The 23,549-nt window shown below is 53.2% G+C and carries 23 protein-coding genes; 11 read left to right on the top strand and 12 right to left on the bottom strand.

Annotated features, from left to right (window positions below):
* Position 1: 1 nt before the first annotated feature.
* Together pcp and nei are read left to right on the top strand one after the other, a co-directional pair.
* A complete protein-coding gene (gene pcp, locus HV302_RS17145) occupies positions 2 to 646 on the top strand; it encodes a pyroglutamyl-peptidase I (protein WP_016155998.1) in 645 nt (214 codons plus the stop codon).
* A 14-nt stretch (positions 647 to 660) separates the two neighbouring features.
* Positions 661 to 1,452, top strand: coding sequence for an endonuclease VIII (gene nei, locus HV302_RS17140; protein WP_104651689.1), 792 nt, complete (start codon positions 661 to 663; stop codon positions 1,450 to 1,452).
* Here nei and HV302_RS17135 read toward each other — a convergent pair.
* The 3 genes from HV302_RS17135 to HV302_RS28625 all read right to left on the bottom strand — a co-directional run bounded on the left by HV302_RS17135 (position 1,449) and on the right by HV302_RS28625 (position 4,212).
* A complete protein-coding gene (locus HV302_RS17135; protein WP_047359477.1) occupies positions 1,449 to 2,495 on the bottom strand; it encodes an AbrB family transcriptional regulator in 1,047 nt (348 codons plus the stop codon). The two genes, nei and HV302_RS17135, sit on opposite strands and share 4 nt — an antisense overlap.
* Positions 2,496 to 2,668: 173 nt before the next feature.
* On the bottom strand, positions 2,669 to 3,952 hold the full coding sequence (locus HV302_RS17130; RefSeq protein WP_181626331.1) for a citrate synthase: 1,284 nt from the start codon (positions 3,950 to 3,952) through the stop codon (positions 2,669 to 2,671).
* A 206-nt stretch (positions 3,953 to 4,158) separates the two neighbouring features.
* Positions 4,159 to 4,212 carry a hypothetical protein gene (locus HV302_RS28625; RefSeq protein WP_418135082.1) on the bottom strand — a complete coding sequence of 18 codons (54 nt, stop codon included), beginning with the start codon at positions 4,210 to 4,212 and terminating at the stop codon, positions 4,159 to 4,161.
* Between the two features lie 437 nt (positions 4,213 to 4,649).
* Between HV302_RS28625 and sdhC the strand changes: the two genes are divergently transcribed.
* From sdhC to sucD, 8 genes are all read left to right on the top strand, one after another.
* Complete coding sequence (gene sdhC, locus HV302_RS17125) at positions 4,650 to 5,054, top strand: succinate dehydrogenase cytochrome b556 subunit (protein ID WP_016152282.1); 405 nt, start codon at positions 4,650 to 4,652, stop codon at positions 5,052 to 5,054.
* Positions 5,048 to 5,395: a succinate dehydrogenase membrane anchor subunit gene (gene sdhD, locus HV302_RS17120; protein WP_005122550.1), complete on the top strand. Its 348-nt coding sequence runs from the start codon at positions 5,048 to 5,050 to the stop codon at positions 5,393 to 5,395. The genes sdhC and sdhD overlap by 7 nt, the downstream gene beginning before the upstream one ends.
* Entirely contained in the window at positions 5,395 to 7,161 is a 1,767-nt protein-coding gene (gene sdhA / locus HV302_RS17115) for a succinate dehydrogenase flavoprotein subunit (protein WP_003022919.1), read from the top strand. The genes sdhD and sdhA overlap by 1 nt, the downstream gene beginning before the upstream one ends.
* Positions 7,162 to 7,176: 15 nt before the next feature.
* Positions 7,177 to 7,893 carry a succinate dehydrogenase iron-sulfur subunit SdhB gene (sdhB, locus tag HV302_RS17110; RefSeq protein ID WP_003022921.1) on the top strand — a complete coding sequence of 239 codons (717 nt, stop codon included), beginning with the start codon at positions 7,177 to 7,179 and terminating at the stop codon, positions 7,891 to 7,893.
* A 235-nt stretch (positions 7,894 to 8,128) separates the two neighbouring features.
* Entirely contained in the window at positions 8,129 to 10,930 is a 2,802-nt protein-coding gene (gene sucA, locus HV302_RS17105) for a 2-oxoglutarate dehydrogenase E1 component (RefSeq protein WP_181626330.1), read from the top strand.
* A 14-nt stretch (positions 10,931 to 10,944) separates the two neighbouring features.
* Positions 10,945 to 12,168 (top strand): 2-oxoglutarate dehydrogenase complex dihydrolipoyllysine-residue succinyltransferase, encoded by a 1,224-nt coding sequence (gene odhB / locus HV302_RS17100; RefSeq protein ID WP_016156001.1) that lies wholly within the window; start codon positions 10,945 to 10,947, stop codon positions 12,166 to 12,168.
* 90 nt (positions 12,169 to 12,258) lie between these two features.
* A complete protein-coding gene (gene sucC / locus HV302_RS17095; RefSeq protein ID WP_003022927.1) occupies positions 12,259 to 13,425 on the top strand; it encodes an ADP-forming succinate--CoA ligase subunit beta in 1,167 nt (388 codons plus the stop codon).
* Positions 13,425 to 14,294 (top strand): succinate--CoA ligase subunit alpha, encoded by an 870-nt coding sequence (sucD, locus tag HV302_RS17090; protein WP_003022929.1) that lies wholly within the window; start codon positions 13,425 to 13,427, stop codon positions 14,292 to 14,294. Before sucC ends, sucD begins: the two co-directional genes overlap by 1 nt.
* Before the next feature lie 94 nt (positions 14,295 to 14,388).
* On the opposite strand, the gene HV302_RS17085 is transcribed toward sucD, so the two are convergent.
* The 8 genes from HV302_RS17085 to otnK are packed head-to-tail and all read right to left on the bottom strand — an operon-like array spanning position 14,389 to position 21,143.
* Entirely contained in the window at positions 14,389 to 15,042 is a 654-nt protein-coding gene (locus tag HV302_RS17085; protein ID WP_046274716.1) for an aspartate/glutamate racemase family protein, read from the bottom strand.
* Positions 15,039 to 15,458: a GlcG/HbpS family heme-binding protein gene (locus HV302_RS17080; protein WP_016152289.1), complete on the bottom strand. Its 420-nt coding sequence runs from the start codon at positions 15,456 to 15,458 to the stop codon at positions 15,039 to 15,041. The genes HV302_RS17085 and HV302_RS17080 overlap by 4 nt, the downstream gene beginning before the upstream one ends.
* 5 nt (positions 15,459 to 15,463) lie before the next feature.
* Positions 15,464 to 16,810 (bottom strand): bile acid:sodium symporter family protein, encoded by a 1,347-nt coding sequence (locus tag HV302_RS17075; protein ID WP_053388609.1) that lies wholly within the window; start codon positions 16,808 to 16,810, stop codon positions 15,464 to 15,466.
* A gap of 21 nt (positions 16,811 to 16,831) precedes the next feature.
* Positions 16,832 to 17,644: a 3-keto-5-aminohexanoate cleavage protein gene (locus HV302_RS17070; RefSeq protein WP_049269273.1), complete on the bottom strand. Its 813-nt coding sequence runs from the start codon at positions 17,642 to 17,644 to the stop codon at positions 16,832 to 16,834.
* Positions 17,645 to 17,672: 28 nt separating this feature from the next.
* Positions 17,673 to 18,449, bottom strand: coding sequence for a hydroxypyruvate isomerase family protein (locus HV302_RS17065; RefSeq protein WP_016156007.1), 777 nt, complete (start codon positions 18,447 to 18,449; stop codon positions 17,673 to 17,675).
* On the bottom strand, positions 18,430 to 19,236 hold the full coding sequence (locus tag HV302_RS17060; protein ID WP_046274719.1) for a DeoR/GlpR family DNA-binding transcription regulator: 807 nt from the start codon (positions 19,234 to 19,236) through the stop codon (positions 18,430 to 18,432). Before HV302_RS17060 ends, HV302_RS17065 begins: the two co-directional genes overlap by 20 nt.
* 9 nt (positions 19,237 to 19,245) lie before the next feature.
* Positions 19,246 to 19,890, bottom strand: coding sequence for a 3-oxo-tetronate 4-phosphate decarboxylase (gene otnC / locus HV302_RS17055; RefSeq protein ID WP_016152294.1), 645 nt, complete (start codon positions 19,888 to 19,890; stop codon positions 19,246 to 19,248).
* Positions 19,887 to 21,143: a 3-oxo-tetronate kinase gene (gene otnK / locus HV302_RS17050; protein ID WP_181626329.1), complete on the bottom strand. Its 1,257-nt coding sequence runs from the start codon at positions 21,141 to 21,143 to the stop codon at positions 19,887 to 19,889. Before otnK ends, otnC begins: the two co-directional genes overlap by 4 nt.
* Before the next feature lie 371 nt (positions 21,144 to 21,514).
* Here otnK and HV302_RS17045 point away from each other — a divergent pair, with 371 nt between their 5' ends.
* Complete coding sequence (locus HV302_RS17045; RefSeq protein ID WP_181626328.1) at positions 21,515 to 22,408, top strand: PocR ligand-binding domain-containing protein; 894 nt, start codon at positions 21,515 to 21,517, stop codon at positions 22,406 to 22,408.
* Here the strand turns inward: HV302_RS17045 and cobA are convergent.
* Positions 22,387 to 23,175 (bottom strand): uroporphyrinogen-III C-methyltransferase, encoded by a 789-nt coding sequence (cobA, locus tag HV302_RS17040; protein ID WP_181626327.1) that lies wholly within the window; start codon positions 23,173 to 23,175, stop codon positions 22,387 to 22,389. The genes HV302_RS17045 and cobA overlap by 22 nt on opposite strands.
* Positions 23,176 to 23,549: the final 374 nt, after the last annotated feature.

Here is a 23,549-nt window from a genome sequence, read left to right as displayed (position 1 = left end):
GATGAAAACAGTACTCATCACGGGATTTGAACCCTTTGGCGGCGAGTCAGTTAACCCTTCCTGGGAAGTGGTCTCGGGCCTCGACAATGCTATCATCGGCGGATGCCGCGTCGTTGCCCGCCAACTGCCGTGCGTCTTTGGCGAGTCTCTTGCCGTACTCAATGGTGCGATTGACGCGCTGTCGCCATCACTGGTGCTGGCGGTGGGGCAGGCGGGTGGGCGCACGGATGTCACCGTGGAGCGCGTGGCGATCAACGTTGACGATGCGCGTATTGCGGATAATCAGGGTCAACAGCCGGTAGATGTGCCGATTGTGGCCGATGGTCCGGCGGCGTGGTTTAGTTCGTTGCCGATCAAAGCGATGGTTGTTGCCATGCGCAACGCGGGAATTCCGGCTTCGGTTTCCCAGACCGCGGGCACTTTCGTGTGTAACCACGTGATGTATGGCCTGCTGCATAAACTACGTGATGTTCCGGCGGTAAAGGGAGGATTTATTCATATCCCTTATTTGCCGCAACAGGCTGCACAGCACCCCGGGGCGCCAAGTATGGCAGCGGACACGGTGCGCCGGGCGCTGGAAGTTGCGATTGCCACCGCGTTGCAGGTGGAGAGTGATATCGCAGTGACGGGCGGTGCAACACATTAAAAAAGGACAGTATTATGCCTGAAGGCCCGGAGATCCGCCGCGCGGCGGATAACCTGGAGGCGGCAGTCAAAGGCAAACCCCTGACCGATGTCTGGTTTGCCTTTGAGCAGCTAAAACCGTATCAATCTCAACTGATTGGGCAGAGTGTTACCCAGCTTGAAACGCGGGGTAAAGCATTGCTGACCCATTTTTCTAATGGATTGACGCTGTACAGTCACAATCAGCTCTATGGCGTGTGGCGAGTGGTGGATACCGGCAAAATACCGCAGACTTCGCGGGTTCTGCGTGTCAGGTTGCAAACACACGACAAAACTATTCTGCTCTATAGCGCCTCTGATATCGACATGCTGACGCCGGAACAGCTCGCTACCCATCCGTTCCTGCAACGGGTTGGGCCGGACGTTCTGGATTTACGTTTAACGCCCGATGACGTGAAAGCGCGTCTGTTATCCCCGCGTTTTCGCAATCGCCAGTTTTCTGGCCTGCTGTTGGACCAGACGTTTCTGGCGGGATTAGGTAACTACCTGCGAGTAGAGATTCTCTGGCAGGTAGGGCTGACCGGGCAGCATAAAGCGTCGATGCTCGGAGATGAGCAGTTGGATGCGCTGGCGCATGCGCTGCTTGATATTCCTCGTTTGTCCTATAACACCCGCGGGCTGGTGGATGAGAATAAACATCACGGCGCGCTGTTTCGCTTTAAGGTCTTTCACCGGGATGGTGAAGCCTGTGAGCGCTGTGGCGGAACCATCGAAAAAACGACGCTCTCTTCACGACCCTTTTACTGGTGTCCAGGATGTCAGCACTAAGCGGGATGCTTTGGCGCGTGTAGCGAAATAAACCGCGCCACCGCCGGGCCAGTCAATAAAATACTGAATAGCCGCAGGGTTTGCATCGCCATGATCAGCGCCATATCGGCGTGACTCCCCGCGGCAATCACCGCAACAGAATCCACGCCGCCTGGACTGGTCGCCAGATAGGCGGTAAGAAAATCTATCTGCATGTAATGCGCCAGTCCCCAGGCCATAGCGGCGCAGATCGCCATCAGGGAAAAAATGGACAAGAGGATTTGCGGTAAGGGGCGCAACGCCATTAAAAAGATCTGCTTGTCAAAGCCCAGGCCAATTTGCCAGCCGATGGCCATATAGGCAATCGCGAGCAACCATTCCGGTAGTTCGATCACCATCACGCCACCAGCATTCAGCAATGCGCCTGCCAACATCGGTAGCAACATGACGCCAGAGGGGATACGCAATACACGTCCGGCCGTACCGGCAACGGCGGCCAGCGCCAGGGTACTGAACAGATTGCTGCTCAGCGGCGGAAACCAGACAATTTGCTCACTGACCGTTTGGGCCTGGTCGCCCATCATCACTCGGGTGACCAGTGCCGCCGCACCAACCACCAACAGTACGCGCAGATACTGCATAAACGCCACCAGCCGGATGTCGGCACCATATTCCTGCGCCATCGCCACCATTGCCGCCGCACCGCCAGGTGATGAGCCCCATGCACCGGTGTTTCCCGGTAGGTTACTGTAGCGAACCAGCAGCCAGCCGATTACCGCGCTGCTGATAAGGGTCGCCAGCAGGATGATAATCACCATCGGCCAGTGGGCCGTAAGGGTCGTTAAGATTGAGCCCGTCAGGTTTTGGGCAATCATGCAGCCGAGAATCGCCTGTGCGCCAAGAAATGTGCAGCGGGGAGGGTGCAGTGAGATGCCGCGCATACTGAATATGATGCCGACGATCATCGAACCGAGCAGCAGCGGTCCTGGAAGGTGTATAAACAAAAAGAACAGGGAAAGAAGGAGCGATAGCAGAAACAACAGGCTCCACTGCAAAACAGGCATCCCATGCTCCTGAGTGAAATGACGGAAATCTCAGTAAATCATAGAGAAAGCATGATGAGAATAAAATAATATGCATCAAAAAAACAGGTCGGATTCTGGCTTCAATGCCTTGTCCGACCCGGGAGAATTAATGGCTGTAAGCCGGACAGGCGCCGGCGCCATCCGGCAGACAATTAACGCTTAATATCAGACTTAAAATCGCGCTTGTCGTAGCCGGTGTACAGCTGACGCGGACGAGCGATTTTCATGCCGTCGGTGTGCATTTCGTTCCAGTGTGCAATCCAGCCCACGGTACGCGCCATGGCGAAGATAACGGTGAACATGGAGGACGGAATACCCATCGCTTTCAGGATGATGCCGGAGTAGAAATCTACGTTCGGGTAGAGTTTCTTCTCGATGAAGTACGGGTCGTTGAGCGCAATGTGTTCAAGTTCCATCGCCACTTCCAGCAGATCATCTTTGGTGCCCAGTTCTTTCAGTACTTCATGGCAGGTTTCACGCATGACGGTGGCGCGCGGGTCATAGTTTTTATAAACACGGTGACCAAAGCCCATCAGGCGGAAGGAATCATTCTTGTCTTTCGCGCGGCGAACAAATTCCGGAATGTGTTTAACAGAGCTGATTTCTTCCAGCATTTTCAGCGCAGCTTCGTTTGCGCCGCCGTGTGCTGGTCCCCACAGGGAAGCAATACCGGCCGCGATGCAGGCAAACGGGTTAGCGCCAGAAGAACCGGCGGTACGAACGGTAGAGGTTGAGGCGTTCTGTTCGTGGTCAGCGTGCAGGATCAAGATACGGTCCATTGCACGTTCCAGAATCGGACTCACTTCGTATTTTTCGCACGGCGTGGAGAACATCATGTTCAGGAAGTTACCGGCGTAGGAGAGGTCATTACGCGGGTACACGAACGGCTGTCCGATGGAATATTTGTAGCACATCGCTGCCATGGTCGGCATTTTGGACAGCAGACGGAAGGCGGCGATTTCACGGTGACGCGGATTATTCACATCCAGCGAGTCGTGGTAGAACGCAGCCAGCGCCCCGGTAACACCACACATAACGGCCATCGGGTGAGAGTCGCGGCGGAAACCGTGGAACAGGCGGGTGATCTGTTCGTGGATCATGGTATGGCGAGTGACTGTGGTTTTGAACTCGTCGTACTCCTCCTGCGTCGGTTTTTCGCCGTACAGCAGGATATAACACACTTCCAGATAGTTCGACTCGGTCGCCAACTGATCAATCGGGAAGCCGCGATGCAGCAAAATACCTTCGTCACCGTCGATGAAAGTAATTTTGGATTCGCAGGATGCGGTAGAGGTGAAACCTGGGTCAAAAGTAAACATCCCTTTTGAGCCAAGACTACGAATATCAATAACATCTTGACCGAGCGTACCTTTCAGCACATCCAGTTCAATAGCAGAGTCACCATTTAGAGTGATTTTTGCTTTAGTATCAGCCATTTACGGTCTCCTTAGCGCCTTATTGCTTAAGACTGCTGGAACTCACATTTGCCTTCGTACATCAATGAACCGTTACCAGTTTGTTATTTGGCTCGCCGCTCTGCGAAAGAGGGGATAACCTGGGTACAGAGCTATGGGCGCTTGCAGGTAAAACGGTCTTTTCATGGCGAATAAACTGCAAATCAAGAACTTAGCAATCCGAATTATTAAACCTGTCTATCACTAATAACTGTCCTGACTGTATTGGTCAATACTTCCACACTGTTACATAACTAAATGTCCGGTGAAAGAGTGACCCCATAACTTTTACGCATTATATGCTTTTTCTGGTGTCGTTTGTAACAACTTTGTTTAATGATTGTCAAATTAGATGGTTAAAAATTAAAATAATGTTGTTATCGTGACCTATGTCACTGTTCGGGATAAAACCCGACAAACTATATGTAGGTTAATTGTAATGATTTTGTGAACGTCCTATACTGCCGCCAGGTCTCCGGAATACCCTGCAATCCCGAGCCAACCAGCGTTGTAACGTGTCGTTTTAGCATCTGGAAGCAGTGTTTTATATGACGCGTAGTTATAGTAAGGACGCTGTCTGACCCGCACGCAGACCGGAGGAAGGAAATCCCGTCGTCTTTCAGGCTACAGGTGTCTTCATCTTCTGTACCCGAAGTCCAAAGGGAATAATAAGAACAGCATGTGGGCGTTATTCATGATAAGAAATGTGAAAAAACAAAGACCTGTCAATCTGGATCTACAAACGATCCGGTTCCCAATCACGGCGATAGCGTCCATTCTCCATCGCGTATCCGGAGTGATCACCTTCGTGGCGGTCGGGATTCTGTTGTGGTTATTGGGTACCAGCCTTTCCTCCCCTGAAGGTTTCCTCGCGGCGTCATCCATTATGAATAACTTCTTTGTGGAGTTAATTCTGTGGGGGATCCTGATTGCGCTGGCATATCACGCCGTAATGGGCATTCGCCATCTGTTGATGGATTTTGGCTATATCGAAGAAACCCTCGAAGCAGGGACACGTTCCGCCAAAATTTGTTTCGTTATCATTGTCGTGCTTTCACTTCTCGCAGGAGTCCTCGTATGGTAAGCAACGCCTCCGCATTAGGACGCAACGGCGTACATGACTTCATTCTGGTCCGTGCTACCGCTATCGTTCTGACGTTATACATCATCTATATGGTCGGCTTCTTCGCCACCAGCGGCGAACTGACGTTTGAAGTCTGGACCGGTTTCTTCTCATCGGCATTCACCAAAGTCTTCACCCTGCTGGCTCTTTTCTCCATCTTGATTCATGCCTGGATCGGCATGTGGCAGGTGTTGACCGACTACGTTAAACCGCTGGCCGTGCGCCTGATTCTGCAACTGGCTATCGTCGTTGCGCTGGTGGTTTACGTCATTTATGGATTTGTTGTGGTGTGGGGTGTGTAATGAAACTGCCAGTCAGAGAATTTGATGCTGTTGTGATTGGTGCCGGCGGCGCAGGTATGCGCGCGGCGCTGCAAATTTCCCAGAGCGGTCAGACCTGTGCGCTGCTCTCCAAAGTGTTCCCAACCCGTTCCCATACCGTATCTGCGCAAGGTGGCATCACCGTTGCGCTCGGTAATACCCATGAAGATAACTGGGAATGGCACATGTACGACACCGTCAAAGGGTCGGACTACATTGGTGACCAGGACGCTATTGAATATATGTGTAAAACCGGTCCGGAAGCGATTCTGGAGCTGGACCACATGGGGCTGCCGTTCTCTCGCCTCGATAATGGCACAATTTATCAACGTCCGTTTGGCGGCCAGTCGAAGAATTTCGGCGGCGAGCAGGCGGCACGTACCGCGGCAGCGGCAGACCGTACCGGCCATGCGCTGTTGCACACGCTGTATCAGCAGAACCTGAAAAACCATACCACCATCTTCTCCGAATGGTATGCGCTGGATCTGGTGAAAAATGCCGATGGCGCGATTGTTGGTTGTACCGCGCTGTGTATCGAAACCGGTGAAGTCGTTTACTTCAAAGCTCGCGCAACCGTGCTGGCGACCGGCGGTGCTGGCCGTATTTATCAGTCCACCACCAACGCCCACATCAACACCGGTGACGGCGTCGGTATGGCTATCCGCGCTGGCGTGCCGGTGCAGGATATGGAGATGTGGCAGTTCCACCCAACCGGTATCGCTGGCGCGGGTGTTTTGGTAACAGAAGGCTGTCGTGGTGAAGGTGGCTACCTGCTGAACAAACACGGTGAGCGCTTCATGGAGCGTTATGCCCCGAATGCGAAAGACCTGGCGGGTCGTGACGTGGTGGCGCGTTCCATCATGATCGAAATCCGCGAAGGTCGCGGCTGCGACGGTCCGTGGGGGCCGCACGCCAAACTGAAACTCGACCACCTGGGTAAAGAAGTTCTGGAGTCCCGTCTGCCGGGTATTCTCGAACTGTCCCGTACCTTTGCTCACGTTGACCCGGTGAAAGAGCCGATCCCGGTTATTCCAACCTGCCACTATATGATGGGCGGTATTCCGACCAAAGTCACCGGCCAGGCGCTGACCGTGAATGAGCAGGGCGAAGATGTGGTGATCCCAGGGCTGTTTGCCGTCGGTGAAATCGCCTGCGTATCGGTTCACGGTGCTAACCGTTTGGGCGGCAACTCACTGCTTGACCTGGTGGTATTTGGTCGTGCTGTGGGTCTGCATCTGCAGGAATCTATCGCAGAGCAGGGTGACCTGCTGGATGCAACCGAAGATGAAATCGACGCTTCTCTGGCGCGTCTGAATCGCTGGAACGGTAACCGTAACGGTGAAGATCCGGTGGCAATTCGTAAAGCGCTGCAGGAATGTATGCAGCATAACTTCTCGGTATTCCGCGAAGGCGATGCGATGGCGAAGGGCCTGGAAGAGCTGAAAGCGATTCGCGAACGCCTGAAAAATGCCCGTCTGGACGATACCTCCAGCGAGTTCAACACCCAGCGCGTTGAGTGTCTGGAGCTGGATAACCTGATGGAGACCGCGTACGCCACTGCAGTATCTGCAAACTTCCGTACCGAAAGCCGTGGCGCGCATAGCCGCTTCGACTTCCCGGAACGTGATGACGAAAACTGGCTGTGCCATTCCCTGTACCTGCCAGAGTCGGAATCCATGACACGACGTCAAGTCAATATGGAACCGAAGCTGCGCCCGGCATTCCCGCCGAAGATTCGTACTTATTAATGCGGAGACAGGACAATGAAACTCGAGTTTTCAGTTTATCGCTATAACCCGGATGTTGATGACGCTCCGCGCATGCAGGATTACACCCTGGAGGCGGAAGAAGGGCGCGACATGATGCTGCTGGATGCGTTGATGCAGCTGAAAGAAAAAGATCCGTCGCTGTCGTTTCGTCGCTCCTGCCGCGAAGGGGTCTGCGGCTCCGACGGTCTGAACATGAACGGCAAAAATGGACTGGCCTGTATCACACCTATTTCTGCGCTGAATCAGCCGGGCAAGAAAATTGTCATTCGCCCGCTGCCAGGTTTACCGGTTGTGCGCGATTTGGTGGTAGACATGGGACAATTCTACGCACAGTATGAGAAGATTAAGCCTTACTTGTTGAATAATGGGAAAAATCCTCCGGCTCGTGAGCATTTACAAATGCCAGAGCAGCGTGAGAAGCTCGATGGGCTGTATGAATGTATTTTGTGTGCATGCTGCTCAACGTCCTGCCCATCATTCTGGTGGAACCCGGACAAGTTTATTGGCCCGGCAGGCCTGTTAGCCGCGTATCGCTTCTTAATTGATAGCCGCGATACCGAGACCGACAGCCGTCTGGAAGGTTTAAGTGACGCTTTCAGCGTTTTCCGCTGTCATAGCATCATGAACTGCGTCAGCGTATGTCCTAAAGGGCTGAACCCGACGCGCGCCATCGGTCATATTAAGTCGATGCTGCTCAAACGTAGTGCATAAGTAGTTGTAGTTGCCGGGGAAGAGATTCCCCGGCCGTGCAGGGAAACCTCTAAAAACTGCCACATTGATAGCAATAATCGCAGCCTGAACGACGACGATTATTAGACAGTTTTTAAAGGTTCCTTAGCGGACGCAGATGACACGACAGTCCGCAACAAGTGAACCCCGGCACGCACATCGGTGTGCGTGGTAGTATCCACGGCGAAATAAGCATACAAATGCTTAAGGGATCACGATGCAGAACAGCGCTTTGAAAGCCTGGTTGGACTCTTCTTACCTCTCTGGTTCTAACCAGAGCTGGATAGAACAGCTCTATGAAGACTTCTTAACCGACCCTGACTCGGTAGATGCTAACTGGCGTTCGACGTTCCAGCAGTTACCTGGTACCGGAGTCAAACCGGATCAACTCCACTCAAAAACACGTGATTATTTCCGTCGACAGGCGTTGATTACCCCACGTTACTCTTCTTCTATTTCCGACCCTGATGCCAATGTGAAGCAGGTTAAAGTCCTGCAGCTCATTAACGCCTATCGTTTCCGCGGTCATCAGCATGCGAATCTCGATCCGCTGGGACTGTGGCAGCAAGAAAATGTGGCCGATCTGGATCCCTCCTTCCACGATCTGACCGATGCGGATTTCCAGGAAAGCTTTAACGTGGGTTCTTTTGCCGGTGGCAAAGACACGATGAAGCTGAGCGACCTGGTTGTCGCGCTGAAACAAACCTACTGCGGCCCGATTGGCGCCGAGTATATGCACATCACCAGCACCGAAGAAAAACGCTGGCTTCAGCAGCGTATCGAGTCTGGTCGTACTGCGTTCAGTAGTGAAGAGAAGAAACGCTTCCTCAGCGAACTGACCGCAGCGGAAGGTCTGGAACGCTACCTGGGTGCAAAATTCCCGGGCGCGAAACGCTTCTCGCTGGAAGGCGGTGATGCGTTAATCCCAATGCTCAAAGAGATGATCCGCCACGCCGGTAACAGCGGTACCCGTGAAGTGGTACTGGGTATGGCGCACCGTGGTCGTCTGAACGTCCTGGTTAACGTGCTGGGTAAAAAGCCGCAGGATCTATTCGACGAATTTGCGGGCAAACATAAAGAACACCTCGGCACCGGTGACGTGAAGTACCACATGGGCTTCTCATCGGATATCGAAACCGAAGGCGGTCTGGTGCATCTGGCGCTGGCGTTTAACCCGTCGCACCTGGAAATCGTTAGCCCGGTGGTTATCGGTTCCGTACGTGCACGCTTGGATCGTCTGGACGAGCCGAGCAGCAATAAAGTGCTGCCAATCACCATTCATGGTGATGCGGCAGTAACCGGGCAAGGCGTGGTTCAGGAAACCCTGAACATGTCGAAAGCGCGTGGTTACGAAGTGGGCGGTACCGTTCGCATCGTTATCAACAACCAGGTGGGCTTCACCACCTCTAACCCGCTAGATGCACGTTCTACACCGTACTGCACCGACATCGGTAAGATGGTTCAGGCGCCGATTTTCCACGTGAACGCGGATGACCCGGAAGCGGTCGCTTTCGTAACGCGTCTGGCACTGGATTTCCGTAATACCTTTAAACGCGATGTCTTCATCGATCTGGTGTGCTACCGCCGTCACGGCCACAACGAAGCCGACGAGCCAAGCGCAACCCAGCCGCTGATGTATCAGAAAATCAAAAAGCATCCAACTCCGCGCAAAATCTACGCTGACAAGCTGGAAGCGGACAACGTCGCTACGCTGGAAGATGCGACCGAAATGGTCAATCTGTATCGTGACGCGCTGGACGCAGGCGAATGCGTGGTGAAAGAGTGGCGTCCAATGAATATGCACTCCTTCACCTGGTCTCCGTACCTCAACCACGAATGGGATGAAAACTACCCGAACAAAGTTGAGATGAAGCGTTTGCAGGAGCTGGCAAAACGCATCAGCACCGTGCCTGAAGCGGTGGAAATGCAGTCGCGTGTTGCCAAAATTTACGGCGACCGTCAGGCCATGGCCGCAGGCGAGAAGCTGTTCGACTGGGGTGGCGCAGAGAATCTGGCTTACGCCACGCTGGTTGATGAAGGCATTCCGGTACGTCTGTCGGGTGAAGACTCTGGCCGTGGAACCTTCTTCCACCGTCATGCGGTGATTCATAACCAGGCGAATGGTTCAACGTACACTCCGCTGCAGCATGTGCATAACGGGCAGGGCACGTTCCGCGTATGGGACTCCGTGCTGTCTGAAGAAGCGGTGCTGGCATTCGAGTACGGTTATGCCACGGCAGAACCGCGCACCTTGACTATCTGGGAAGCGCAGTTCGGTGACTTCGCCAACGGTGCGCAGGTGGTTATCGACCAGTTCATCTCTTCCGGCGAGCAGAAATGGGGCCGTATGTGCGGTCTGGTTATGCTGCTGCCACACGGCTATGAAGGTCAGGGTCCGGAGCACTCTTCCGCGCGTCTGGAACGTTATCTGCAACTTTGCGCTGAGCAAAACATGCAGGTTTGCGTCCCGTCTACCCCGGCACAGGTTTACCACATGCTGCGTCGTCAGGCGCTGCGCGGAATGCGTCGTCCGCTGGTAGTGATGTCACCGAAGTCGCTGCTGCGTCATCCGCTGGCGGTGTCCACGCTGGACGAACTGGCAAATGGTACCTTCCTGCCAGCCATTGGCGAAGTAGATGAACTTGATCCTAAAGGCGTGAAGCGTGTCATGATGTGTTCTGGTAAGGTTTATTACGACCTGTTGGAGCAACGCCGCAAGAACGACCAAAAAGATGTCGCCATTGTGCGTATCGAACAGCTCTATCCATTCCCGCATAAAGCGGTGCAGGAAGCGCTGAAACCGTTTGCTCATGTACATGATTTTGTCTGGTGCCAGGAAGAGCCGCTCAACCAGGGCGCATGGTACTGCAGCCAGCATCATTTCCGTGAAGTAATTCCATTTGGGTCAGCTCTGCGTTATGCAGGTCGCCCGGCCTCTGCCTCTCCGGCAGTAGGATATATGTCCGTTCACCAGAAGCAGCAACAAGATCTGGTTAATGACGCGCTGAACGTCGATTAAATAAAGGATAAATAATGAGTAGCGTAGATATTCTTGTTCCCGACCTGCCTGAATCCGTAGCGGATGCAACGGTTGCAACCTGGCACAAAAAACCGGGCGATGCAGTACGTCGTGATGAAGTACTGGTAGAAATCGAAACTGACAAAGTGGTACTGGAAGTACCGGCATCAGCGGACGGTATTCTTGATGCGGTTCTGGAAGATGAAGGGACAACCGTCACTTCTCGCCAGATCCTCGGTCGCCTGCGTGAAGGCAACAGCTCTGGCAAAGAGACCAGCGCCAAGTCTGAAGAGAAAGATTCTACTCCGGCACAACGCCAGCAGGCGTCTCTTGCTGAACAGAACAACGATGCCCTGAGCCCGGCGATCCGTCGCCTGCTGGGTGAGCATAATCTCGAAGCCAGCGCCATCAATGGCACCGGCGTCGGTGGTCGTATCACGCGTGAAGATGTTGAAAAGCATCTGGCCAAAGCACCGGCTGCGAAAGCAGAAGCCAAAGCGCCGGCCGCCGCGCCTGCGCCACAGGCTCAGTTGGGCGCTCGTGGCGAAAAACGTGTTCCGATGACCCGTCTGCGCAAACGCGTAGCTGAGCGTCTGCTGGAAGCGAAAAACTCCACCGCCATGCTGACCACGTTCAACGAAGTCAACATGAAGCCAATCATGGATCTGCGTAAGCAGTACGGTGACGCGTTCGAGAAACGTCACGGTATCCGTCTGGGCTTTATGTCTTTCTACGTGAAAGCGGTTGTTGAAGCGCTGAAACGCTATCCGGAAGTGAACGCGTCCATCGACGGCGATGACGTGGTGTACCACAACTACTTTGATGTCAGCATGGCGGTCTCCACGCCGCGTGGCCTGGTCACGCCGGTCCTGCGTGATGTGGATCTGCTGGGCATGGCTGACATTGAGAAAAATATTAAAGAACTGGCAGTTAAAGGTCGCGACGGCAAGCTGACGGTCGACGATCTGACGGGCGGTAACTTCACCATCACTAACGGTGGCGTGTTCGGTTCCCTGATGTCTACCCCGATCATCAACCCACCGCAGAGCGCCATCCTGGGTATGCATGCCATCAAAGATCGTCCGATGGCCGTAGACGGCAAGGTTGAAATCCTGCCGATGATGTATCTGGCGCTGTCTTATGACCACCGTTTGATCGATGGTCGTGAGTCAGTAGGCTTCCTGGTAACCATTAAAGAGTTGCTGGAAGATCCGACGCGTCTGCTGCTGGACGTGTAGTAAATAAGAGTATCACCTGCCCCGTAGGTCTGGAGGCTTATCAGGCCTACGGGTAAAAGATAACGATTACCTGAAGGATGGACAGAACACATGAACTTACATGAATATCAGGCAAAACAACTTTTTGCCCGCTATGGCTTACCGGCACCGGTGGGTTATGCCTGTACTACTCCGCGTGAAGCTGAAGAAGCTGCATCTAAAATCGGCGCAGGCCCGTGGGTAGTGAAATGTCAGGTTCACGCTGGTGGCCGTGGTAAAGCGGGCGGTGTGAAGGTTGTGAACAGCAAAGAAGACATTCGCGCTTTTGCTGAACACTGGCTGGGTAAACGTCTGGTCACTTACCAGACAGACGCCCATGGTCAACCGGTAAATCAGATTCTGGTTGAAGCAGCGACCGACATTGGTAAAGAACTTTACCTCGGCGCAGTTGTTGACCGTAGTTCCCGTCGCGTGGTCTTCATGGCCTCTACCGAAGGCGGCGTGGAAATTGAAAAAGTGGCGGAAGAAACGCCGCACCTGATCCACAAAGTAGCGCTCGATCCGCTGGCCGGTCCGATGCCTTATCAGGGTCGTGAACTGGCGTTCAAACTGGGTCTGGAAGGAAAACAGGTTCAGCAGTTCACCAAGATCTTCATGGGTCTGGCGACTATCTTCCTTGAGCGCGATCTGGCGCTGATCGAAATCAACCCGCTGGTGGTGACCAAGCAGGGTGATCTGATCTGCCTCGACGGCAAACTGGGCGCTGACGGCAACGCGCTGTTCCGCCAGGCTGACCTGCGTGAAATGCGCGATCAGTCTCAGGAAGATCCGCGTGAAGCACAGGCCGCACAGTGGGAACTGAACTACGTCGCTCTGGACGGCAACATCGGTTGTATGGTTAACGGCGCGGGCCTGGCAATGGGCACCATGGACATCGTTAAACTGCACGGCGGCGAACCGGCTAACTTCCTCGACGTTGGCGGCGGTGCGACCAAAGAGCGTGTAACCGAAGCGTTCAAAATTATCCTCTCCGACGACAATGTTAAAGCCGTACTGGTTAACATCTTCGGCGGTATCGTACGCTGCGACCTGATCGCGGACGGTATCATCGGCGCGGTAGCAGAAGTGGGCGTTAACGTTCCGGTCGTGGTACGTCTTGAAGGTAACAACGCTGAACTCGGCGCGAAAAAATTGGCTGATAGCGGCCTGAATATTATTGCAGCGAAAAGTCTGACGGATGCAGCTCAGCAGGTTGTTGCCGCAGTGGAGGGGAAATAATGTCAGTTTTAATTAATAAAGATACCAAGGTTATCTGCCAGGGCTTCACCGGTAGCCAGGGGACATTCCACTCTGAACAAGCGATTGCTTACGGTACGCAAATGGTCGGCGGTGTTACGCCGGGCAAAGGCGGCACCACGCATCTGGGTCTGCCGGTGTTCAACACCGTACGTGAAGCGGTAGAAGCGACCGGCGCAACCGCCACCGTTATCTACGTTCCGGCTCCGTTCTGCAAAGACTCCATCCTGGAAGCTATCGATGCAGGCATCAAGCTTATCATCACCATCACTGAAGGTATCCCAACGCTGGATATGCTGACCGTGAAAGTGAAACTGGATGAAGCTGGCGTACGCATGATCGGCCCGAACTGCCCAGGTGTTATCACCCCAGGCGAATGTAAAATCGGCATCATGCCGGGCCATATTCACAAGCCTGGTAAAGTCGGTATCGTTTCTCGTTCCGGTACGCTGACCTATGAAGCGGTTAAGCAGACCACCGACTACGGTTTTGGTCAGTCTACCTGTGTGGGTATCGGCGGCGACCCGATCCCAGGCTCTAACTTCATCGATATCCTGAAGCTGTTCCAGGAAGATCCGCAGACCGAAGCGATCGTCATGATCGGTGAGATCGGCGGTAGCGCGGAAGAAGAAGCGGCGGCGTACATTAAAGATCATGTGACCAAGCCGGTTGTGGGTTACATCGCGGGTGTGACTGCGCCGAAAGGTAAACGTATGGGGCATGCTGGTGCGATCATCGCAGGTGGTAAAGGTACGGCGGATGAGAAATTCGCTGCGCTGGAAGCCGCTGGCGTGAAAACCGTTCGTAGCCTGGCCGATATCGGCGAAGCGTTGAAAACAGTGATTAAGTAAGAAAAAAAACAGCCCTGACTCTCTGCATAGTCAAGGGCTGGTCCCGTTTCGACATGGTTGGCCATCTGATGATGGCCTTTTTTTGGCCTGTAATTCAGCTTTCAGCCAGTGTTTTCAACCAGCGAATTCCGCTTTCCGGCGAGGTCATTACCGGCACCGGCGGGGAAGGGAGCTGCTGTAAAACGCGCGCCATCGAGGCCTGCGCCAGCATCACAACATCCGCCTGGGTAAAGGCGCTCTGTAACCCTTCACTGACGATACGGTCATGGGTATCCATATCTCCCGCCAGCAGCGCGTGGAATGCCTCCTCCATTAATATAGGCGTGATGGTTCGCGATTTACCGCTCTGCTGCACTTTGCGCTGTACGTAATCCAGCGTTGGCTTCAGCGTGGTTGCCACGGTCGCCAGTACGGCGATCCGCTCACCTTTTTCAATCGCCTCTTCCACCATTGCGCAGTCAATGCGCGCGAGCTGCAGTGGGGTCATAAACTGGCATTGCTCCACCGCAGTACCAATTGAGGAGCAGGCGGTAATAAAGATATCGCAGTCCGCCTTTTCGGCAATATGTACATAATCGGCGATGCGGGCGGCAATATTGGGCGTCACGCCCTGGGCCTTCATTACCTGCTTGATCATGGATTCTTCCACCAGGTGCATGACTTCAACATCCGGCATGATGTCGGCAATCAGCTGTTGCATCATCGTAAGCGTGGCGGCACTGGTATGCAGCATGGCGACCTTTTTCATTGGGCAATCTCCTTAAGTAACGTTTCCGCGACGGCCAGCGCCGCATCATGATCTTCCTGCGCGGATAAACCGCCTACCGCGACGGCCCCAAGGCATTTTCCTTGGTGCAGAATCGGGATCCCGCCCGGCAGCGCCGTAAACAGCGGGTCGGCAAAATAACCAATATCCAGTTGCTCTTTCTGCAGTCGCTGTAAAAATGCCTGCGTGGTACAGCCCAGGCGGCTACTGGTGCGTGCTTTGCGCTGGGTTAACTCGATGGTTAACAGTTTGGCGTTATCCATCCGCGCAAAGCTGAGTAGTTCGCCATTGGCATCGCATACGGCCACGCTTAACGGGCGTTTTGCGTAACATGTTTCGGCAAGGTCGAGCGCAGAGGCCACGGCGCGCAGGGCATGCCCCAGAGTGAGAGTTGTCATCGTGATTATCCTTTTGACAGATTTTCGCAAGCGGGTTGAACGGGATCTTTGGCTGCGGCGGCCTGCGCCTGTTTGGCGTCTTTCTTGCGCCAGTAGTTCGCGAGCAGCGAGCCGCTGACGTTGCCAAGCGGAGTCATCACCGCCGAGGCCAGGCCAACCGTTGCCAGTTTGCCCATCGCTGCGGCAAGCCCGGACGCCATGCCGCCGTTTTGCAGGCCGACTTCAAAGGCTACGGTGCGGGCAGACTGTACGTCCATGCGGAAGATCCAGCGGCTCATCAGATAGCCAATCAGGAAGCCGCCGAGGTTATGCATCAACATGGCGAAGCAGAGCAGGAAGCCGACCTGCACCAGGTTCTCGCGCCCGGCTGCGGCTGCGGTGGTCGTAAAGAAAATGATCCCCATCATTGAGATGGTCGGCATGATTTTCTTCACGCCCGCCACGCGGCCATACAGCCAGTTGTAGAACAATGCCCAGACGAGACCGCCTGCCACGAAGTTGAGCACCACTGCGTACATTTGCGCGTCGGCGCTGGCGTGACCAAACAGCGCGTCCCAGCCGCCAGCAATCATATACAGCAGCCAAAGAGCGCCGATCCCGGCCAGCATCTGGACGACACGGCGTCCGCGCACGCCCGCATAGGTTTTCAGATAGTCATGCAGAATTGCCGCGCCGATGGGGATCAATACGATTTTCACCACATCCATTACCATTGCGGTGAGCTGGATATCGATCATCGACCCCGCCAGCAGATTGACCCACAGCGGCGTCATCACCGTCGCCGCCAGCGTTGAGACTGCAGCGATCGAGACCGCCAGCGCCAGGTTGGCGTTCGCGATATAGACCATGACGGTAGAGGAGAGTCCGCTTGGGCAGGCGCCAATCAGCAGAATCCCGACCGCCACCTCAGGCGGAAAGTTAAAGATAAGCGTAATGCTCAGGCCGAGCAGAGGCATGATGACGAAGTGGCAGAAGGTGCCAATAAACACCGCCCACGGCATTTTGGCGACGTCAATAAAATCCTGGATCGTTAGCTTAGTGCCCATGCTAAACATGGTGGCCTGAATGACGAGGAACACGATCCATTTATGGGTGATATTGAAACCGCCCCAGACGATCAGATCCGTTGACCAGGTCATGGCGGCGACAAACCCGGCGATGATCCATAGCGTAAACTGATAGCTGCGTAGACCCGGCCAGTAGCCTGCACCGGCGGCGAATCCTGCGGTGAACATCACCAGCCCTGGCTGCCAGAGCGCCGCGGACTGGATTAGCGCGCCGATAATCGCCAGCGCCGCGCCCGCAACGCTGATGCCGAGTCCGGTTTTGTGAATAACAGTGGTCATAGTCATGTTGAAATGTCCTTGCTGTTGTTATTGCTGCCGGGATGGAATAGATAACATGTGCCGCGCAATTTCTGGCGTGGCGACTTTTTTATCCATGCTGCGAATGAGCGTGGCGAGTTTGGCAACCTGCTGGTAATTATGCTGTGCTTTTTCTTCAGCGCTTAAATAATAGCTATCCTCAAAGCCGATTCGTACTTCACTGGCCCCCATGCCGACGGCGGCGGCAATAATATCGAAGTTCTTTCTGCCAAAATGAGTAATACCCCATAAGGCATCACGCGGGATCATGCTACGCAGAGCAATTAAAGCGTCAATGGTTGCTGGCGTACTGCCGCGATGGCCGAGGACGATATTAAAGAGCATGGGTTTTTGGAATTTTATTTTATCTTCAAGGTTCAGGATGTTATTAATCATGCCAATTTCAAAAACTTCAAATTCTGGAATAATATTGCGCTCTACTATTTGCCGGGAGCAATATTCCACGTCCGGACCGGGATTAAAGTACACCGCATCTCCGAGGTTGACGGAACCGACGTTCAGCGAAGCCATCTCTACGCCGGGGCAGGAGAGTGGCGCGCAGCGTTCGGCGATGGACATTGAAGAGACGCCGCCGGTAGACGCCTGAATAATCAGGTCTGAATGGCGCATGACGCTATCAATGGTCGCCTGAAAATCGGTGGTATCCGGCGTCAGGCGACCCTGTTTATCGCGAACATGTAAATGCACGATGGACGCGCCATGCTCTACGCTGGCGAGTATTTCCTGCGCCAGTTCTGCGGGTATAACTCTGGGGCAATCCGCGGCAACGGGTGCCAGCGAAATAATAACAGTATCCGACATATTTTCCTCCGGTACAGAGATATTTAAATTATAGGTAAGGCGTTATCCAGTTTAATGAGTCGGGCCCTGATGTTGATGGTTGATATTCACAGCCAATCCAGCCCTGGTAATTCATTTTTCTAATAAAATCGAATAGCCATGTTTCATTTAATTCACCTGTTCCCGGTTCATGGCGATAGGGGACAGAAGCAATTTGAAAATGTTTAATTAAGGTGAAGTAGCGTTCAATATTTTTTGCCACATTGCCATGAATTTTCTGACAGTGGTAAATATCAAACTGTAAACCGATATTTTTCTTGCCAACCTCTTGAATAATAGATTCGGCCAACGGAAAGCTGTCAATAAAATAACCGGGCATATCCTGAGAATTTAACGGTTCAATCAGCACATCGATTTCCGCTTCAGCCATCATATCGCAGGCGATACGCAGCCGGTTGGTCAGGAGAGTGCGCTGAGCGTGAAGCGTCAGATCGTCGCAGCGCGAACCGGCCATAACGTGAACCCGACGACAGCCCAGCGCCGTGGCGTAATCACGCGCCACGTTGAGGCTATGGTGAAATTCCGGGTCTCGACCGGGCTGCGCGGCCAGTCCCCGCTCACCTTGTGCCCAGTTACCTGCCGGTGCGTTCATCAGCACCACCGGCAGGGATGTTTCCCGCTGTGCAGCGTGCAAATGCGCCAGCGGGTGCTGCCAGAGAAATAGCCCTTCAACGCCGCGAAAACCAGCCGCCTGCGCCGCCGCAAATCGCGCCGCTATTGGTAAATCTGTAAACAACCAGTCGAGGTTAGCCGCTAACTTCAGCATGGCGCGCACCCTCCCGGTTATCAACCAGATGCAGCTTAACGCCCTGGCTGGCAAGAGTTTGCTGGGCGTTTTCCGGTAACCGGTTATCAGAAATAATGTCGGTTAACTGTTCCAGCCCACAGATATGGAACATGCCGTATTTGCCAAACTTACTGCTGTCGCAGACCAGCACCCGACGCCGGGAAACGGTGAGTACCGCTTCTTTAACCGAGGCTTTCCCTTCGCTCGGCGTCGACATGCCGCGTTCGGTATCCCACGATGAGGAGCTCAGAAACGCCACGTCAATATTAATGGTGCGCAGAAAACTGGCGGCGCTTTTTCCAAGGCATGAGCGGTTACGCTGATCCACCAGACCACCGGTGTGATAGAGCGTGATGTGCGGCATATCCATCAGATAGTGGCTGATGGAAAAATCGTTGGTTACTACCGTCAGATTGAAACAATGGCTGGCGGCGACCGCTTTCGCCACTTCAAACAACGACGTTCCGGCATCCAGATACAGCGTTTGTCCGGGCTCAATGAGCATGGCGGCGAGCTGGCCCATTTTACGTTTCACGTCATGATTCAACTCGGCTTTTTCCCGCCATGGCAGCTCGGATTTCAGCAGGTTATTGAGCTTCACTCCGCCGTTAATGGCGATAACTTTGCCTTCTTCTTCCAGCAACTGGATGTCGCGACGCACGGTCATATGCGATACGCTCATCAAATCTGCCAGTTCATTAAATGAGGCGGCATTTTTTTCGTGCACGTAGCGGTAGATAAAATCACGTCGTTGCTCGGGGATCATTATGTCACCTCACGCTTGCCGGGAATGTTCAAGTTCGGCCACCGCTTCTTCTGAGAGCGGAACATAGCCAAGCGGTTTTAACGTAAGCCAGATGCGGGCGCTGTCTTCCAGTTCTTCAGCGTTAAACACCGCCTCACGCAGCGAGCGACCGCTTACTACCGGCCCGTGATTGGCCAGCAGCGCGGCCGTATGGTCTGCCGCGATTTCACTCAGTGCGCTGGCAATGCCTTCATGGCCAGGCTTGAAATAGGGCAGCAGCGGTAACTGCCCGACGCGCATCACATAGTACGGCGTTAACGGCGGCAGGCAGTTTTTCGGCGTGGTGCACGGCAGGCAGGAGAGCGCGGTCAGCCATGGAGAATGCAGGTGCACGACCGCGCCGCAGGATGGCCGATGTCGATACCACGCCAGATGCATGGGCACCTCTTTTGAGGGTTTGTCGCCGCTAAGATGAACGCCGTTGGCATCCAGCCGACTTAGCGTGGCAGGATCAAGCTCGCCCAGACAAGAGTTGGTCGGGGTCACCAGATAGCCGCCATCCGGCATTTTGACGCTAAGATTGCCGGAACCGCCGCTGCTGTAACCGCGCATAAACAGGGAACGGCCATAGTGGACGAGTAGTTCGCGCAGTTGGTGTTCACTCACCGAATTCATAATGCGTACTCCTGGGCAGTAAAAAAGAAATCGTCGTCACCAAAGTTGCCTGACTTCAGCGCCAGCGCCAGACCGGAGGAAAATACCCACGGCACGCCTGGCGCAATGGCTTTGCCGACGGACAGACGCTTCACCTGCAAGGCTTCCACAACGGTGCCGGAGGTTTCTCCGCCCGCGACGATAAAGGTGTTTACACCCGCAGTTCGTAGCTTTGTGCTCAGCCGGGCAAAAGCGTGTTCGATTGCCTGGCTGGCGACCTGTTCGCCGTGCTCCTGTTGAATACGTTTGAGTACGTCTGGCGGCTGGGTGGCGTATATCAGTGGCGCTAATGGGTCGCTGATATGCGTCATCGCCCAGGCGCTCAGTTCATCGGTGTAGCGTTCGGCATCAGACAGGCAGCGGGACACATCAAGCAAACGAGACGCTGCCGCGGCCTTATAGCGATTAACCTGACGATTGCTCATTGCCGAACAGCTACCGGAGAACACCACCGTTTTGGCAGGCAGTGGAAAAGAGTCCGGCGGCATGGATTGCTGGCCTCCGCTGTAGGCGGCCAGCGCGCCGCCGAGCCCGGAGCCCCCGGCTAACAGAGGGCTGGCATGGAGAGCTTGCGCCAGCGTGTTGAGATCTGCTTCATCCAGCGTATCGACGATAACGTGACGCGTACCTTCAGCCTGAAGTTGGGCCAGGGCGTAAGTGACCGCTTCCACACCTTGACGCAGGGTCGTGAGGTTGATGCAACCAACCGCGCCTGGCGTTTGCGCGCTCAGCAGGCGCGGCAGGCTGGCATCGTTCATTGGATTGAGAGGATGCTTTTCCATTCCGGATTCGTTAAGCAGTACACCGTGTACAAAAAGATGACCATGCACCACCGTGCGTCCGTTTTGCGGCAGAGCGGGGCAGTGGACGATCAGCGGAACCTGCAGGTCGTTCATCAATGCATCGCTGACCGGGCCAATATTGCCTGTTGGCGTGGAGTCAAACGTCGAACAATATTTAAAATAAATCTGGCGGACACCTGCATTTTGTTTCAGCCAGCGGGCACAGGACAGGGATTGGGTGACGGCCTGTTCTGCGGGTAATGAGCGGCTTTTCAGCGAGATGACGATAGCGTCAACCTCTTCATTCCAGCATTGCGCGGTATCGGGCATACCGGGCAGAAGCGCGACGCGCCACCCCTGCTGCGCCATAAAGCTTGCAATGTCCGTTGCGCCGGTAAAATCGTCGGCGATAACGCCTGTGGTGACGGCCATGGATCAACTCCGTTCAGATTGTTTGCTAATTGAACATATTATTCAGGAGGGCCTTTCACATTCACATGATGATTATCACAAATAAGCACATCATCGATTCAGATTAAAAACGGGTAATTTATTGAAAATAATGAAGTTAGGTGTTGAGTGTTGCGAAAAGAGTTTCACAAGAGAGTGTGAAGATTCGTTAATCTTTGAGAAAGCGAAGTCGCGGTGTGCTGCAGAGTATTATCGTGGTCGCTATAATTTTCTTGCCAATTGATCATAATCATCTGCACAAATGAGATTATTTTTTGCGGTGAGCATCATTCTTTCCTGAGGCTAATTTTTGCATATTAGCGGCCTTAATATTATTAATGCCGGAGGATAACGTGCCGCTGAAAATCCAGGATGACTATTTACAACGTTTTTTCTCTATCGCAGAACTCTTCTCCCGAGCCACTGGGTTAGCCACAGTCGTCGTTGATATTAACGGTATAGCGTTGTCTAAATGTCATAATTTTAATTCGTTTTGCACATTAATGCGTGCGGATGAGCGCTATCGAGCAGGTTGCCAAAAGTGCGACAAGTACTGTGCTTTTGAGGCATTAAAACAGCTTAAACCCAGAATACTCACCTGTCATGCAGGGCTAAGCCTGTTCTCGATGCCATTAATCCATGAGGGACACCTTTACGGTTTTATTATCTGCGGGCAGGTGCGGGTAAAATATCAGGAATATAAAACTATCGCTATTGATAACAAAAACTCATGGATTAATAACCCCGAAATTAAAGCTGAGTGGGGCCAGTCTGCGGTGGTGGATAATAATGTGCTGGTGGCGTCGGCAAATTTGTTAAGTTTTATTGTTGATAATTTTGAGAAAGAACAATTGATCTCTGAGAAGATTGAGGTTCCGGCAACCCGATACGCTCATCATTATTTCACTGAGCCTTCACGTCACGAGAAAAAACTTATGGCGGCGCTGCGTTATATTGACGAGAATTTGTATGGTGAATTGTCTTTGGAATCTGTCGCGGCTCATGTGTGCTTAAGCGCGAACTATTTCAGCCGGTTTTTCAAGAAACGCCAGGGTGTTAATTTTAAAACCTGGGTGAGTCAGAAAAAAATGCAAAAAGCAGGGGAGTTATTACACGATCCGGTTCATTCCATAGACAGTATTGCCAGGAAACTGCAATACGCGCAAACCAGTTACTTTTGCCGCGTTTTCCGGGCGGCGCATCAAACGTCGCCCCAGTCTTTTCGTCACGCCAGACTTTCGCAGTAAAGATTGTCTGGCAGCGTGATGGCTTCAGGTATAAAAGAGAGCCGATCGCTCAGGGTCACCACATCTCCGATTACAATCAGCGCTGGTGGAACAATATTAGCTTCCTGCGCCTTGCTCAATAATGAACCGAGCGTGCAGGTCAGGCGGCGTTGATTTTCCCGGGTCGCGGACATAATTAGCGCGGCGGGCGTGTCTGCTGATTTCCCGCCCATCAACAGCTCTTCACAGATAAACGCCAGATTGGCGATACCCATGACGATGACCAACGTGCCGTTAAGTTTCGCCAGTTGACGCCAGTCCTGCTGCTGATTGCCTTCCCGCGTGTGGCCAGTCACCACGTGAAAGCCGGAGGCAAAATCGCGATGCGTCACCGGGATACCGGCATAGGTCAGGCCGCCAATCGTAGAACTAATACCCGGTACAACTTCAAAAGGGATGCCCATTTCAACCAGATCCTCAACTTCTTCAGCCCCACGGCCAAATACATACGGATCGCCACCTTTGAGGCGCACAATGTTGTGGTGTGTTTGGGCATACTGGACCAGCAGTGCGTTGATTTCACCCTGGGGAACGCAATGGAAGCCTGGATTTTTGCCGACATTGATAAGCAGGCAGTCAGGTAATGCCCATTCCAAAATTTTAGGATTGACCAGCCGATCGTAAATAATGACGTCGGCCTGTTTAATGCACATCATTGCTTTGAGGGTCAGTAATGAAATATCACCAGGACCTGCTCCAACGAGCCAGACCTTTCCGAAAGTTTTCACAATGTGTCCTTTATCACGTCTGTCAAAAAATGGCACAAACGACATCAATAAATGATTAAAAGCAGTCGTTTGCCCGTAAGTTATAAAGTGAAATTATCCAGGATTAGCGCATGGATAATATTGATTAATCTCGCAAAGTTTTTTCTGCAATAAACAAGAAGACTTGAAAAATTATTAAGAACTTATTGGCACTATTTACTTAGGTTTAACCTTATTTAAATTGTGTTTATTGTTGTGCTTGAGTATTATTGGTTAATATTTATCCGCCATCAGTGTGAGCAAATCATGGATTGGATCAATGACATCAATGGAGAAAATAAAATATAACTCTCGGTGCTTATCTGGGTGCCTTGAATTATTTTTTATAAATTAAA

Source organism: Citrobacter sp. RHBSTW-00859 (genome assembly GCF_013729795.1).
Lineage (GTDB): Bacteria > Pseudomonadota > Gammaproteobacteria > Enterobacterales > Enterobacteriaceae > Citrobacter > Citrobacter braakii.
The sequence above is the reverse complement of the archived record's forward strand: the minus strand, read 5'-3'. Positions and strand labels throughout refer to the sequence as shown.

Coding starts and splice junctions, on each gene's coding strand:
- pcp (WP_016155998.1), top strand. CDS start 2: ATGAAAACAGTACTCATCACGGGATTTGAACCCTTTGGCGGCGAGTCA.
- nei (WP_104651689.1), top strand. CDS start 661: ATGCCTGAAGGCCCGGAGATCCGCCGCGCGGCGGATAACCTGGAGGCG.
- HV302_RS17135 (WP_047359477.1), bottom strand. CDS start 2,495: ATGCCTGTTTTGCAGTGGAGCCTGTTGTTTCTGCTATCGCTCCTTCTT.
- HV302_RS17130 (WP_181626331.1), bottom strand. CDS start 3,952: ATGGCTGATACTAAAGCAAAAATCACTCTAAATGGTGACTCTGCTATT.
- sdhC (WP_016152282.1), top strand. CDS start 4,650: ATGTGGGCGTTATTCATGATAAGAAATGTGAAAAAACAAAGACCTGTC.
- sdhD (WP_005122550.1), top strand. CDS start 5,048: ATGGTAAGCAACGCCTCCGCATTAGGACGCAACGGCGTACATGACTTC.
- sdhA (WP_003022919.1), top strand. CDS start 5,395: ATGAAACTGCCAGTCAGAGAATTTGATGCTGTTGTGATTGGTGCCGGC.
- sdhB (WP_003022921.1), top strand. CDS start 7,177: ATGAAACTCGAGTTTTCAGTTTATCGCTATAACCCGGATGTTGATGAC.
- sucA (WP_181626330.1), top strand. CDS start 8,129: ATGCAGAACAGCGCTTTGAAAGCCTGGTTGGACTCTTCTTACCTCTCT.
- odhB (WP_016156001.1), top strand. CDS start 10,945: ATGAGTAGCGTAGATATTCTTGTTCCCGACCTGCCTGAATCCGTAGCG.
- sucC (WP_003022927.1), top strand. CDS start 12,259: ATGAACTTACATGAATATCAGGCAAAACAACTTTTTGCCCGCTATGGC.
- sucD (WP_003022929.1), top strand. CDS start 13,425: ATGTCAGTTTTAATTAATAAAGATACCAAGGTTATCTGCCAGGGCTTC.
- HV302_RS17085 (WP_046274716.1), bottom strand. CDS start 15,042: ATGAAAAAGGTCGCCATGCTGCATACCAGTGCCGCCACGCTTACGATG.
- HV302_RS17080 (WP_016152289.1), bottom strand. CDS start 15,458: ATGACAACTCTCACTCTGGGGCATGCCCTGCGCGCCGTGGCCTCTGCG.
- HV302_RS17075 (WP_053388609.1), bottom strand. CDS start 16,810: ATGACTATGACCACTGTTATTCACAAAACCGGACTCGGCATCAGCGTT.
- HV302_RS17070 (WP_049269273.1), bottom strand. CDS start 17,644: ATGTCGGATACTGTTATTATTTCGCTGGCACCCGTTGCCGCGGATTGC.
- HV302_RS17065 (WP_016156007.1), bottom strand. CDS start 18,449: ATGCTGAAGTTAGCGGCTAACCTCGACTGGTTGTTTACAGATTTACCA.
- HV302_RS17060 (WP_046274719.1), bottom strand. CDS start 19,236: ATGATCCCCGAGCAACGACGTGATTTTATCTACCGCTACGTGCACGAA.
- otnC (WP_016152294.1), bottom strand. CDS start 19,890: ATGAATTCGGTGAGTGAACACCAACTGCGCGAACTACTCGTCCACTAT.
- otnK (WP_181626329.1), bottom strand. CDS start 21,143: ATGGCCGTCACCACAGGCGTTATCGCCGACGATTTTACCGGCGCAACG.